The organism is Bradyrhizobium sp. sBnM-33, from assembly GCF_032917945.1.
Lineage (GTDB): Bacteria > Pseudomonadota > Alphaproteobacteria > Rhizobiales > Xanthobacteraceae > Bradyrhizobium.
Map to the genome: position 1 here is coordinate 8,287,650 of NZ_CP136624.1, position 13,796 is coordinate 8,301,445.

The 13,796-nt window shown below is 64.1% G+C and carries 8 protein-coding genes; 3 read left to right on the forward strand and 5 right to left on the reverse strand.

Features of this window, described 5'->3' with window-relative positions; genetic code table 11:
* Window positions 1-54: 54 nt before the first annotated feature.
* Window positions 55-2,022, reverse strand: a complete 1,968-nt coding sequence (locus RX328_RS38915) for an HlyD family type I secretion periplasmic adaptor subunit (RefSeq protein WP_213246959.1) — start codon at window positions 2,020-2,022, stop codon at window positions 55-57.
* Window positions 2,019-3,734 (reverse strand): type I secretion system permease/ATPase, encoded by a 1,716-nt coding sequence (locus RX328_RS38920; protein ID WP_213247120.1) that lies wholly within the window; start codon window positions 3,732-3,734, stop codon window positions 2,019-2,021. Before RX328_RS38920 ends, RX328_RS38915 begins: the two co-directional genes overlap by 4 nt.
* A gap of 559 nt (window positions 3,735-4,293) precedes the next feature.
* Here RX328_RS38920 and RX328_RS38925 point away from each other — a divergent pair.
* From RX328_RS38925 to RX328_RS38935, 3 genes are all read left to right on the forward strand, one after another.
* A complete protein-coding gene (locus RX328_RS38925; RefSeq protein ID WP_213246957.1) occupies window positions 4,294-5,766 on the forward strand; it encodes a hypothetical protein in 1,473 nt (490 codons plus the stop codon).
* A gap of 266 nt (window positions 5,767-6,032) precedes the next feature.
* On the forward strand, window positions 6,033-7,916 hold the full coding sequence (locus RX328_RS38930) for an ethylbenzene dehydrogenase-related protein (RefSeq protein ID WP_213246955.1): 1,884 nt from the start codon (window positions 6,033-6,035) through the stop codon (window positions 7,914-7,916).
* Window positions 7,917-9,005: a 2Fe-2S iron-sulfur cluster-binding protein gene (locus tag RX328_RS38935; RefSeq protein ID WP_213246953.1), complete on the forward strand. Its 1,089-nt coding sequence runs from the start codon at window positions 7,917-7,919 to the stop codon at window positions 9,003-9,005.
* Here the strand turns inward: RX328_RS38935 and RX328_RS38940 are convergent.
* From RX328_RS38940 to RX328_RS38955, 3 genes are all read right to left on the reverse strand, one after another.
* Entirely contained in the window at window positions 9,002-9,805 is an 804-nt protein-coding gene (locus RX328_RS38940; protein WP_213246951.1) for an MBL fold metallo-hydrolase, read from the reverse strand. The genes RX328_RS38935 and RX328_RS38940 overlap by 4 nt on opposite strands.
* A gap of 73 nt (window positions 9,806-9,878) precedes the next feature.
* Window positions 9,879-11,501, reverse strand: coding sequence for a gamma-glutamyltransferase (gene ggt / locus RX328_RS38945; RefSeq protein ID WP_213246949.1), 1,623 nt, complete (start codon window positions 11,499-11,501; stop codon window positions 9,879-9,881).
* Window positions 11,502-11,749: 248 nt separating this feature from the next.
* Window positions 11,750-13,714 (reverse strand): primary-amine oxidase, encoded by a 1,965-nt coding sequence (locus tag RX328_RS38955; RefSeq protein WP_249726043.1) that lies wholly within the window; start codon window positions 13,712-13,714, stop codon window positions 11,750-11,752.
* Between the last annotated feature and the right edge of the window lie 82 nt (window positions 13,715-13,796).

Genomic DNA, 13,796 nt, shown 5'->3' on the forward strand with positions numbered 1-13,796 from the left:
ATGCCATCTGGAGTGGCAAGATTTGCGACGACGCGCCAAAAGCCTGTTGCCCCCTCACCGTTCGACGAAAGCGCGCTGGAACTGATCCAGAATCGGCTTGAACAGGTAGCTGAGCATGGTCCGGCTGCCGGTCTGCATGAAGACTTCCGCCGGCATGCCCGAGCTGAGCTGCAGCCCGGCCAGCCGGCGGCGCTCCTCTTCCGGCAGCATGATCCGGACCGTGAAATAGGACGTGCCGGTCTGCTGGTCGCGGGTGGTGTCGGGCGAGACGTACGACACCTGACCGATCAATTGCGGCGTCACCCGCTGGTTGAAGGCCGAGAAGCGGACAAAAGCCTGCTGGCCCTTGCGCACCTGATCGATATCGTTCGGCTGCAACCGCGCCTCGATCTGCAGATCGTCGGAATCCGGCACCACTTCCATGACGGTGTCGCCGCCGCGAATGACGCCGCCGATGGTGTGTGCGGTGAGCTGATGAATCACGCCCGACGTCGGCGCGCGCATCTCGATGCGCTCGAGCACGTCGCGCGCCGCGATGCTTCGCTCGCTGAGTTCAGCTTCCTTGCCCTGCGCCTCGCCGAGTTCCTTGACGACTTCGGTGCGGACATCCTGGTCGAGCCTGACCATCTGAAGCTTCGCCTCGTCGATCTTGTTTTTGGTCTCGGCGATCGTGGAGAGCAGCTGGCCGCGTTCGCCTTCGATTCTCGCGCTCTCGCGCTGCAGGGTCGTGAGCCGCGCCAGCGGTACCAGACGCTTGTCGAAGAGGTCCTGAACGCCGGTGAGTTCGCCGGTGATCAGTTCCAGCTGCTTGGCCTTGGACGCGACCTGCGCGTCGAGGCCGACGATCTCGTCACCAAGCTGCGTTACCTTGCTCTGCAACAGCTCCCTCTGGCTCTCGCGCGCCGTCACCCGCGCCCTGAACAGCGAAGCCTCCGAGGCCAGCAGCGTTTTGACGCCGGGATCATCAAGCCGCGCCGACATCTCGGCCGGTATCGCGGGCCGGGGCAGACCGTCGCGCTCGGCGACCAGCCGCGCGATCTTCGCCCGCATTTCATCGAGCTGCTTACTCACCACCTGCAGGCTGGCTTGCGCCTGCGTCGAATCCAGCCGCAGCAACAGATCGCCGGCGTTGACCCGCATGCCATTGTGGACCGGAATCTGCGCGACCACGCCGCCGGTCGGATGCTGGATAGTCTTGACGTTGGACTGCACCACCAGATTGCCCGGCACCACGACCGCGCCCGACAACGGCACGAATACCATCCAACCGCCGGCCAACCCGCCGACGACGAGCAGCGCCCGCAAGCCCGTGCGCAATTCGCGCTCGAAGGCGCGCCCTGCCCGCAGCACGATGCTCTCGCCCGGCGCGCCCGCCACATCCGCCGATGCATCGCGGTTGGCAAGGAATGCGACCCCTGCGGTCAAGCCATTGCGGACAACCTGCGTTACGGAGCGCTCGCGTGGCACCGGCCCTGCCGGGCTCGGCGGCGCCAATTGGGGCGCCTCGATGCGAGGCGGCTCCCGCCTGTCGTCGATCTGCAAAAGCTCCGGCCTGAACGTCGGCACGTACATCAGCGACGGATCGTCGGGCGCGATGATCGGACCGCGCGCGTGTCGTTCGTTCAGTCGTGAATTGCCGCGCACGCTTGCCGCCGGTGGCGGGGCCATGAGTTGCGGCTCACGCGCGACGCGGCCACGGCGCGGCGGCGGCTCGCCGTCAAAATCGTCGGACTGGGATCCAAAGGGGCCGAGCCAATCCAGCACCCTGCCCATCTTGCTCTTTTTTTTCGGCCGCTTCGGCCGGGCCGGACGCGACCGCCGCGGAGCCGGACTTTCGTCATTCGCCGGACGGCGAAGCGGCGGCCGCTGTCCTTGCAGATTGTCCTGCTCGAAAGCCTGCCGCAATCGCTGGAGCTCGAGGATCAGCGCCTGGCCCTGCGGCGCCACGACGTCCTCATCCGTTCCGCCGACCCGGCGTCGCGCAATTCTTTCATCGGTATGCACGTGATCGAAATTCTTCATGATGGAACACTCTCGGCAAGTGATGCGCGCTGATCCGCCTTTGCCTGCGGTGGGGCTGGCGGCGCCCCTGGCGCCCCCTTGCCGTTCGCGTTGCGGACGCGCGCGAAGACTTCTTCGCGCGGGCCGAACGCGATCGCCTTGCCCTCATAGAGCACCATCGTCATATCAAGCGCGGAAAGCGCGCTCGGGCGGTGCGAGATGACGACGACGATGGATTTGTTCTGGCGCATGATGGCGATGGCGCGGGTTAGGGCGTTCTCACCGTCGGCATCCAGATTGGCGTTGGGCTCGTCGAGAACGATCAGAAAAGGATCACCGAACACCGCCCGCGCCAGGCCAACGCGCTGCTTCTGTCCAGCCGAGAGCGAGATGCCGCCCGCCCCTATTCGCGTCGCATAACCCTCCGGCAGGCGCAGGATGATGTCATGGACGCCGGCGATCTGGGCGGCCTTGAGGATGGCGTCGGAAGTTGCGTGTTCGTCGAAACGGCAGATGTTCTCCGCGACGGTGCCGTCAAACAGGCCGACGTCCTGCGGCAGATAGCCCACGTGCCGGCCGAGATCCTCGTTGCGCCATTGATCGAGCGAGGCGCCGTCAAGCCGCACCGCGCCACGATGCGCCGGCCAGATTCCAACCAGCGCCTTGGAAAGCGAAGTCTTGCCCGACGCGCTGGCGCCCAGCAGCGCCAGCCCCGCGCCGGCCTTGAGCGAAAATGTGACACCAGACACGATCGGCATGTCGAAACCGGGGGCTGCCACCGCGAGGTTCTGCACCGACAATTCGCGGCAGGGACGCGGCAGCATGACCGGCGGCGCCGGCGGCGGCGCGGTCGCCTTGCAGATGTCGCGCAGACGGGCGAGGCCCTGGCGGGCGGCGGCCAGTTGCTTCCAGGTGCCGAGCGCGATTTCGACGGGTGCAAGCGCGCGTCCCATCAGGATCGATGACGCGATCATGACGCCGCCGGACGCCTTGTCGACCACGACAAGATAGGCACCGATTCCGAGCATTCCCGACTGCAGAATGTAACGCAGCACCTTCGCGGCCGAGCCGAGATTGGCATAGACGTCGGTGGCGCGGATGTTTTCCTGCAGGTAGCGCTCGTTGGCTTGCGACCAGCGCGCCGTCAATCGGTCCGTCATGCCGAGCGCGCGGACGATTTCCGCGTTGCGCTGCGTCGCATCCGCCAGCACCTGGCGCTGCGCGTTCATGTCCATCGCCGCCTTGGTCGAATTGCGCGAGATCCGCTCGGTCAGCAAGGTCATCGCAATGATCGCCGCCGTACCAAGCAGCGCCGTGAAGCCGATCGCAGGGTGAAACAGAAACAGTCCGATCAGAAAGACCGGGATCCACGGCATGTCCAGAAATGCCGTCGGGCCCATGCCCGACATGAAAGTGCGTACCTGGTCGAGATCGCGCAACGGCTGCTGCATCAGGACCGGCTTGACGCCGCGCAGCGGCAAGGTGGCGAGCGCCGAATGAATCGAGCCCTGCAAGCCGGCATCGAACAGCGTTGCGATCCGGCACAGCATCCGCGACCGCATCGCGTCGAAATATCCCTGTACCAGATAGGCGAATAGCACCATCAGCGACAGGCCGAACAGGGTCGCGAGGTTACGGCTCGGAATCACCCGATCGTACACCTGCAACATATAGAGTGGGCCCGACAACATCAGGATGTTGATGACGCCACTGAATACAGCGACGCCGATCATGCGGCGCGCACTGGCGCGCAGCGCGTTGGTGACGGGATCATCGCCGGCCAGCGTCGAACGCAGGCCGGAAACAGCGCGGAGCGCCGACGCGGCCCGCGCTCGGTCCTGTGTCTGGCCCTGAGCGATACTCATTGAACTGCCCTTCGACCCGCCCCATCGGGTCTCCCTTGCAGGTCTCCTTGACGCGCGATGCGGACCATTTTTCGGCGAGAATGCGACGAATGCCGATTGTTCAAGTTCGCTCGTGGGTAGAACGATGGCAAAGGCGTTTGTCGCCGATACGGCGTGCACGCTTCCGGCTGAGATTCCGGCACCGAAGGTCCGACGCGCCAGACAAGGGCCGCGATGTGCTGCTTGCGCACGCTCCATTCGCCGCTTTTCGGCGCGGCGCGCGTCACGGATTCGTCCGTCTATCACCTTGCTTCGGCGCTCATTGGTCGCTGTGTCGGCCGAAAGACGCCACGAAGCTAAATGATCCTTCACTGTGCACGACGTCCCGCCCCTGGCGGATGGCCGCGCCTATGCATCACGGATTCGATTGGACAACAGGGGACGAACAATGGCTCGCTTGGCTCACGGGGATCAGCCCGACGCTGATCTCGATCTTCCGATCGATGAAGCCGCCAGCCCGCCAGTCGCTCCGGCTTTGCAGTCCACGACACCGCCGGATGAAACACCGCCGGCCAGCCAAGCGACGTCACGGCCTGTCGGTTCGAATTTCTCCGACCTCGGCTCAACTTTCAACGGCATGGCTCGGGCGCCGGTGGATGCCCCGCAGCAAAGCGCAATCGGCAATGGCGGCCAGGCAGCCGGCAGCATTGTACACCACACCAACGATCTCACCGCGGTGCAGAACAATCTGCTGGCCGAACTCACTACAGGCCAGTTTTCTGGCGCCGCGCTCGGCCACGTTCAGGCGATCCTGTCCGACATCACCAGCGCCATTTCGGCGGCCAACGCCTCGGCGATCTCGGCAGGCTCGTTCGGCAACGCCGCCGGCGCAGAACAAACGCTTCGCGCCAGCCAACTCAGCGTCATCAACGCCGTCAGTACCGATCCCGTGCTGGCTAATCCGGCGCCGGCCGCGCCGCTGCCCGCCGGCACCACGGCCACCGCGCCTCACAATCTCGCGGAGATCGGCGCGATCTTCGACGACGTGGCCAGTCAGATCCTCGGCGGGGTCAATGACGATAACCGGGCGCAGATCACCGATGACATCAATGCTGTGATATCGGACATGCAGGCGCTGATGACCGCCAACCCCGAACTGTTCGACGGGCTGACCGGCGTCCATGCCGATGAGATCGTGCAGCAACTCCAACTCGAGCTCGTCTATATCAACGACCCCGCTATAAGCCCCACGGCGGCACAGGCCAGCGTGGACAACATCCTCGACATTATCGACATCATCCAGAGCGATGCCAATCTGGCTGATATGACAACGCAAGACGGCATCAGCGGCTTTTCGCCGCTTCCGGATGCCACTGGTCCGGAGCCGAAACATCCCGACAATGATGTGCAGACGGCGTTCGTGGCCAATTTCATTGCGCAGTCCAATTCGCTTGGAAAGCAAGCCGTCGACCTCGTGGGCAGCCAGGACACGGAGGCGATCGCCGCGCTGATCGGCGATCTCAGGGCATTCGAGAAGAGCGTCACCGATTTCGACGCGGACCAGGGCGGCATCCTCGGCGCCGAGATTGCCGCGATGATCAAGGGATTGCAGACTGGCAACGCGACGCTGGTCGTCGCTGCCGCGGACCAGATGCACGGCAATGCGGCCGATGTCGGTGGCAACAACATCCCTGTTACCGGCGGCACTTACAATCCGGACGGCTTGACGGTCGCCGAGGTGCTGGGGACGCCGGCGGCGTTGGCCACGGCGGCTGCCTCCGACGAGCAACAAGTCGCAGCCCCCACCATCAGCGACGGGCCGGTGATGGTTGCGACTGCCGACGTCGCCATCGGAGGCGCGGACCAAGCACATTCGGACATGCCCGAATTGACACACCATTTGCATCACATGTGGGGATAGCGGCGCGCGGCGCGACCTCCGGCGCCCTCGACACGTCGGGGACGCTGGAGGCCGATACATCAAAAGCAAGAAACGCGTTCGCCGATCCGGCGCACGCGGCGGGCGCAAAAGAGCTCTTCACCGGCCAGTGCCCGCAAAGAACGACCTTGGACGATGGCCTCACCGACGGCTTTGAGGACCATCACTAGTACGGCAGCGACATCGGCGGTTGGCGGGAATCATTGCCATCGGTTGCTGTTCGGGAAGTGAAGTAGCGGGGCATATGTGTGAGGCAGCGTAAGACGGACTATGGGACCATCATTCTACACTGGACGTTCGTGGCAGCCTTCGCCGTTGCGCTGGTCACCGGTTTGCGTATTGCGACTGAGACGCCCGACCGGACCTGGATCAACTGGTTCGATGCCGTGCTGCCGCGCGACAGCGTATGGGTCGCCCACATGCAGGCGGCCGTCGTCCTGGTCGCGGTGGCGATCGGCTACGTCGTCTACATGCTCCGCTCCGGCCTCGGGCGCCGCGTCCAGCTCGACAAGGTTCGCCTGCGCGGATTGTTCGGCCGCGGACAGGCCAGGTTGAGCGCCGTGATCGCCCTGATGTACTGGATTTTCTTCGTTACGATGTTCGGTTTGCTGGTCAGCGGCGGCGCGCTCTATTTCGGCTTCTACTCCGGGTACGACGTGGCGATGCTGCATTGGGTGGGGACCTGGGTGATTCTCGCCTTTGTCGTCCTTCATGTCCTTACCCAGTACAAGAGCGGCGGCGTCTCGCAGCTGCTGCGCATCTTTCGTCCCGCCCCGCTGCCGGCGCCGCCGCCACGGCTCGATGCCGTCGAGCTTTTGGGCATGCTCGCCAAGCAATCGGCACGCCTGCCGGAATCCGAAGACCCGAAAGCGCCGCCCGAGGTTTCAGCGCACCCACTGCAGCCTCGCGCAGAGGCGCGCCGCGATCGAACGCGTGAGCCGGATCAGACGCCGGGATCCCATCCCGGGCCTTCGAGATCGCGAAACGCGACCCTGCAGGCCAATCCGTTCCTTGTGGCAGCCGCCGCTGCGATCACCGGCGCTTCGCTCCTCGTGGCGACCGATCGTCTGGCGGTGGATGGTGTGCAGATCCGCCGCATCAATCCCGCCGACGCGCCGGTCCTCGACGGCGACACGTCCGATCGGGCCTGGCGCGGGGTCAAGCCGTTCTCGCTATTGACCGGAGAAGGCGGAAATTTTGACGGCAAGGGCGAAACCAGAATCGGCATTCGCGCGGTGCATGACGGCACCTATGCGTATTTCCTCTTCACCTGGGAAGATTCCACGCGCTCGCTAAAACACCTGCCGCTCGTCAAGCAGGCCGATGGATGGCACCTGCTTCATTCCGGCTTTCAGGCCGGCGACGAGCATCGGTACAACGAAGACAAGTTTTCGGTGCTGCTGACCACGTCGGACGTCACGCTGGCGGGCGGGCGAACCTTTCATCCCGGGCCGCAGCCGGTCGCCGGCGCGCCGGCCACCATGAGCGGCCGCGGACTGCATTACACGGCATCCGGCTATGCCGATGTCTGGCAGTGGAAGGCCACGAGCGGCGCGACCGGATGGATGGACGATACCCATTTCGGGCCGCCGCTGGATCCGACGCCGATGCAGACGGCAAACGTCGTTCCGTACAAGGGCGGCTTCGCGCCCGACCCGGGCACGGCAAACTACCGGGACAATTTCACCGTCGAGGCGGACACGTCAGGCGGTCCGCGCCGCAGCCGGCTAATCGCTCCGCTGCGCCTGCCCAAAGTCGTCGCCGACACGACGAACGCGATGGGAGATATCGACCTCGATCCCAATCACGGCGAAAGCGACGGCGCGCGATGGTTCATGACCGAGCAGGATTCCGTGCCGTATTCGACCAACCTCGACGCCCGCATCCCAACGGGGACGGTGATCCCGGGCGTCATCCTGGGCGGCGAATTTTCAGGTGACCGCGCAGATATCAGATGCGCAGCCCGCTGGGCTTCCGGCCATTGGGCGCTCGAGGTGAAGCGTCGGCTCGACACCACAAGCCAGTTCGACGTGCCGATCAAGACCGGCATCTTCATGCGGGTCGCCGCTTTCGATCACAGCCAGATCAGACATACGCGGCACGTCCGTCCTATCCGTATCGAGGTGGAATAAATGTCAAGGATTTGCAAAGTCACGATCAACAACGAGCCGTTTTTGGCCAATCGCGGCGAGCTTCTGCTCGATTGGGCGTTGATGAACGGGGTCGATCTTCCGCATGATTGCCGTTCCGGAATTTGCGGCGCCTGCCGCGTGCGGCTCGTCGATGGCCAGGTATTCGGCGGCCATAGCCGGGGCGACGACATGATCCATGCCTGCCAGGCCAGAATCGTTTCCGATCTCGAAATTGCGATCGAGCCGGCTCCCGAGCCGGTGGCGCTGTCGGCCGAAGTGGCGCAGACCGTTCAGCTCGCACCTGACGTGGTGGGTGTCGACATCGAGCTGCCGAAGCCGCTGAATTATCTTCCGGGCCAGTACTGCAAGTTGCAATTTCAGGGATTCCCGGCAAGATCCTACAGCCCGACCTATCCGCTGGAAGGCCGTCCCCACGATCGCATCCTGCACTTTCACATCCGAAAGGTCGCGGATGGTCTGGTATCCTCGGCGCTCGGCCACGACATTCGCCCCGGGCACCGCGTCAAGCTGACCGGACCGTACGGCCGCGCCTTTTTCAGGCAAGGCCATGCCGGGCGCATCGTTCTCGTCGCCAGCGGCACCGGTTTCGCCCCGATGTGGTCGGTCGCGGTCGCCGCGATTATGGAGCAGCCGCAGCGCGATATGGTCTTCGTGGTGGCGGCACGGAGCATCCGCTCGCTCTACATGCACGCAGCGCTGTGCCGGCTGGCGCTGTTTCCCAACGTCACGCTGATTCCGATGGTGTCGGAGCCGCAAAACATCTCGCATGCTGTTCGCAGCGGCCGGCCGACCGATCATTTGCCAAAACTCACGCCTGATGACGTGGTCTATACCGCGGGCGCGCCGGCGATGACCGATGCCGTGGCGCGGATTGCAAAGGCCGGCGGCGCTCGATGCTACACCGATCCCTTCGTGCAGGAGCCGAGGACGGCCGAACAGGCAGGCCTGATGTCGCGCCTCACCGGCTGGCTCAGCGAGCCCAAAACAGGATCGATCCCGTTGCAGCCGGCGCAACGCGCAGCGCCGATGCCCCGCGGCGTATCTGCAGTTGGCGCGGGTAACCGCTAGCTGATCGCTGCGATATACCGCTGGACTGACATTTCGAACGCCGCCTTTGCGTTCTCGCTGATGTTACGGCCCCACCATGCGCCGTAGATGCGGTCGAAGGCCAGCGGTTCGACCGCGCGCGCGATCCGGCGGACCGCTGCGGCATTGAGCGGGATGTAATTCGGATAGCTATACATGAAGCTGAGCGAGCGGCGGTCCATCGCGACCATCGCCACGTCCCCGGTGAGCAATGCGCCCTGCCCTTGCGCACCCGCGCGCCAATGCATCACCGTGGCGCCGGCAAAATGTCCGCCGGTTCGCACCAGCAGGATATCGTCCGAGATCCGGTGGCTGTCGCCGGTCCACGGCACGATGGCCGGATGCGGCCGCGTGACGAAAGTGCTGTCGTCCCCATGCAGGTAGACCGGCACGCCGCCGAACGCATCGCTCCAGTCGGCGACCGCGCCGTAGTAATGCGGGTGCGAAACGGCAATCGCCTTCAGGCCGCCGAGCGAGCGGACGTAGTCAATCGCCTCGGGCGTGGCTAACGGCACGCAATCCCACATCACGCAACCATCCGCCTCCCGCACGAGCAGCGCGCGCTGTCCGATCGCAAAACTCGGCTTGAGCCCGATGCCGGGAATGCCGAGATCGTCACGCCAGACAAGCTTGTGGCGCTGTGCCAATTCCTCGCGCGTGAGCCACGCCTGTCCGTTCCAGTTCACATATTGCCGCTCGTCCTCGCACACCGGGCACGCCTGTGGCGGCTGGTGGCTATCAGGAAACTGGGCACCACATTGTTCGCAGGTCCATAGCGGCATCGGCATCACTCCTGTCGGAAGGAGTCGTAACGCAAAATGGGAGGGCCGGCCAATGCGAGACGCGGATCAACAATTAGTAACCGATCGCCGCGCCATCGCTGCGCGGGTCGGAACCGCCGCTCAGCATGCCGTTCCGCCGGTCAATCGTGATGCCATGCGCATGGCCGGCCATTTCGTTCCAGGCGTCCCAGCGGTTGATGGTGTGGCCGCGTTGTGCGAGCGCATCGATCGTTTCGGCAGGGAACCGTCCCTCCATATGCAGCGTGTCGCGTGCCTCGCCGAGTGCGAAGCGACCGGACAGGAATCGCGGCGTCTCGATCGCCTCCTGAATGTCGAGACCGAAATCGATCATGGCCGCATAGAGCTGGAGCTGGATTTGCGGCTGGCCATCTGCGCCCATGCAGCCGAGCACGCTCCAGAGCTTGCCGTGGCGTTTGGCCATCGAGGCGATCAGCGTATGCAGCGGGATCTTGCCGGGCTCGAGGCGATTGGGATGGTTGCGATCCAGCGAGAAGTACGCGCCGCGATTTTGCAGGATCACGCCGGTGTTTCCCGCAACCACGCAAGAGCCAAATGCACCATACAGGCTCTGGATCAGCGATGCCGCATTGCCGTGACGATCGATGGCGGCGATATAGACCGTATCGCCGGCGAGGCTGCCGAAGGACGGGACCCTGTCCCACTTCAATGCCGACCTCCGGTCGATCAGCCGGCCGCGCAGGTCCGCGTATTCCTTCGATATCAGCCGCTCGACCGGCACCTCGGCAAACGAGGGATCGGCGAGCATCTGATCGCGGTCATGATAGGCAATCTGCTTGGCCTGTACCAGGAGATGGACATGATCGGGCCCGAGGAAATCCTTTCGGTGCAGTTCGTGCGGCTCGATGAGGTTGAGCATTTCGAGCACGGTAAAGCCTTGCGTCGGCGGCGGCGTGTTGAAGACGGTGACGTCGCGGTAGCGGCCAACCAGCGGCTCGCCCCAGACCGCCTTTTGCTGGCCGAAATCGGCCAATCGAAACAGGCCGCCGTTTTCGTCCGAGAAGCGGGCGATTTCAGCAGCGACTTCCCCTTGATAGAAGCCGGACCATCCATCGTCCGCGATCGACTGAAGCGTGCGGGAAAGGTATGCATTGGTGAGCTTCGCGCCTGGCTGTGCGGCCGTGCCTTGCGGAAAGAACAGCGCGGCGGCTTCGCGATCCCCAAGCAGATCGTCGCGCATCATCTCGATGAAGCTTGCGAGGCGGCCGGTGACCGGAAAGCCGTCGCGGGCATAGCCTATGGCGCTATCGAGCACGCGCTGCAGTGGCAATCGCCCATGGACGTTGTGAACCTCGATCCAGCTCGCCACCGCACCGGGCACGGTCAGCGTCGCCGGCACGATTCCCCGCAGCGGGATTTCCTTCAACCCTCGCTGCTCGATCGACAAAAGCGTTGCAGCGGCAGCCGCCTTGCCGCCGCCATTGAGGTAGCGGATTTCGCCGCTGGCGCCGTCGTGAATGAGCCAGAACGCGTCGCCGCCGAGCCCGGTCATGTGCGGATAGACGACCGCGAGCACGGCACTCGTCGCAATCGCGGCATCGATGGCGGAGCCGCCGGCGCGAAGCACGTCGAGGCCGGCCGCGGACGCCAGCGAGTGCGGCGACGTCACCATGCCGTTTGACGCCAGCGTGACCGGCCGCCCGGTACGAATGTCCAATTCACTCCCCCGAAGATACCGAGCGGTCAGGCGTCCGTCCGGTGCGAATCCGCCTGATCAAACAATTGTCGTAGGTGGCCTCGCAGACCTGAGGTGGCGAGACGCCAGCGCAAGACGGGCATTGATTGAGCGATGGCGGGCGCGGCGACGGCGGTGGAGGTGACAGCGACGCCGGCTGCCGTGAGGAGCTTCCTGCGATTCATGATCAGTCTCCTTGCTTGATGAAAGAAAAAGCAATCCGCCGATCGTCAGCCGCAGCATGAACTCTTGTCGCGGTTGTCCCGGCTCGCAGCGTTGCGGTCGGGCGGCAGGTCCATCGCCGGGTTCTCGGCAAAGAAGCCGTTCGGCTTCAGGGTGAAGCCGACATATTCGACCGGCATCACCGGAAAATCCTCGGGTCTGCAGACATGTGTCGCCCCAAAACTGTGCCAGACCACGATATCCTGGTTCTCGATTCCTCGGTTCTGGGCGATATATTTCGGCAGACCATCGCCGCCGGCATGCTGGTTCGGAAACTCGCCGCTCGCGTAGCGCTCGTCGGGCGCATAGCGCGTCACCCAGACGTGCTTGGTCGCAAAGCCGCCGCGCGAGGTCATGTAGCAGCCCTCCTGCGCCAGCATCGCGGGCGCACTGTGCACGATCAGCTTATACGCCGTCGGACCGCCGACGCTATTCTTTCGGTTGGGGTTGCTGATCTTCCAGTAGCGCCCGGTCCGCCCGTCGGCTTCTCGGGCCGCATCGCGCTCGCGCGAGAGCGTTCGGGCTGTGACATCGAAGACGTTGCCGTATGGGTTGTCCGTGCCCCACGGCCGCGGGCGGAATTCGTGTTCGGTGACGGTGTTGCCTTCGCCGTCGAGCATCATGTGCAGGCGGGCATTGAAGAAGTGCTGATGGGTTGGGCCGCCGAGATTCTCGGCAACCATGCCGCCCCACGGGTAGTCCTTGCCTGCGGCGATCGCCGCGGTCTGGATAATGCCGGTCAGTTTAACTTCGAGCTGGATGGTGCCGTCCTGATAAAAATACCAGAAGAAGCCGTAGTCGTAGTTTCCAACAGTGGTGAAGAAGGAGATGGCGAGGCGGCGCGACCGCCGCACCTCAAACGTCTCGTTGCGGAATTCGTAATGCTTCCAGAGGATCCCGTAATCCTCTTCGTGCAGGCAGATCGCGTTCTTCATGATGCCGGGCTTGCCGTAATCGTCGGCGACCGGCACGTCGAAATAATGGATATGGCCGAGGCAGTCGCAGCCGAGTTCGAGCGCGTTGGCGAGCTTGCCCAGCCCATACTCGCCGGCATCGAAAGCGCATTTCCAGAAGTGGTTCGCGGTCGGATCGGCATAGGGCACGATCATGTCGGTGACGCTGGCACGGTAGATGATCGGCCGTTCGAGCGCACCGTTGCGGAACGATATCTGGTGCAGCACAAGGCCCTCGCGCGCGGTCCAGCCAACGCGGAACGACCAGTTCTGCCAAGCGACTTTCCAGCCCTCGACCGTAAAGCTCGGGCCTTCCTTCTGCACGACGTCGAGCGGTTTGACGTCCTTGCGCGTTTGCGGAATCGACGCCCGGTCATAGTTGCGCGACTTTTTCGGGATCGGGATAACGTCAGGCTCGTCGACCAGATGGACGATCCTGTTCTCGATCAGGTCGACCAGCGCGACTACGCCCTCGATCGGGTGCGCATAGCCGTTGTCCTTGATATTCTTGCGCCAATAGGACACCGCGCTGACCAGCCTGCGGCCCTTCTCCACCTCGCGGTCGAAATAGCCGGCCGAGAACGGATCGACCTGAACCAGCTCGATATCCTTGTCATCGAGGCCGCGCCGCTTCATCGCGCGCCGCCAGTCCGCGTCGGCCTTGACGATGTCGCCCACCTTGAACACCTCCTCGATCGTGATCGGCGGCTGGCCGTAAGGATGGGCCTTGGTCGAATACTCGCGCCACGCTGTCACGGACTTTGATTCAAGGTCCACGGTGGCGACATGGGTCGCGCCGGTCTTGCAGTCGAACAGGGTGGCGGCGGCCCGGCGTGGCAGTCCGGCCCCTGGCGTCCATCCGAGGACGTCGGACTTGGCGGGCTCTTCGAGTTGCACATGGGTAAATCGCGCATGCGGACCGAGTCTCTTTTCTTTCTTCAATATTTCGGACGCCAGTGCGACTTCGGCCTCGCTGAGCGGGTCGAGCGGATGATCGGCATCTGTGCTTGTAGGTATCATATCGGACCGAACTTCCATGGACGGGCCGCAGGTTACGGCGGTCCGAGACGGCGCGTCTTGAATGAACCTGCCACGTCCGGCC

Coding starts and splice junctions, on each gene's coding strand:
- RX328_RS38935 (WP_213246953.1), top strand. CDS start 7,917: ATGTCAAGGATTTGCAAAGTCACGATCAACAACGAGCCGTTTTTGGCC.
- RX328_RS38925 (WP_213246957.1), top strand. CDS start 4,294: ATGGCTCGCTTGGCTCACGGGGATCAGCCCGACGCTGATCTCGATCTT.
- RX328_RS38920 (WP_213247120.1), bottom strand. CDS start 3,734: ATGATCGGCGTCGCTGTATTCAGTGGCGTCATCAACATCCTGATGTTG.
- RX328_RS38955 (WP_249726043.1), bottom strand. CDS start 13,714: ATGATACCTACAAGCACAGATGCCGATCATCCGCTCGACCCGCTCAGC.
- RX328_RS38915 (WP_213246959.1), bottom strand. CDS start 2,022: ATGAAGAATTTCGATCACGTGCATACCGATGAAAGAATTGCGCGACGC.
- RX328_RS38940 (WP_213246951.1), bottom strand. CDS start 9,805: ATGCCGCTATGGACCTGCGAACAATGTGGTGCCCAGTTTCCTGATAGC.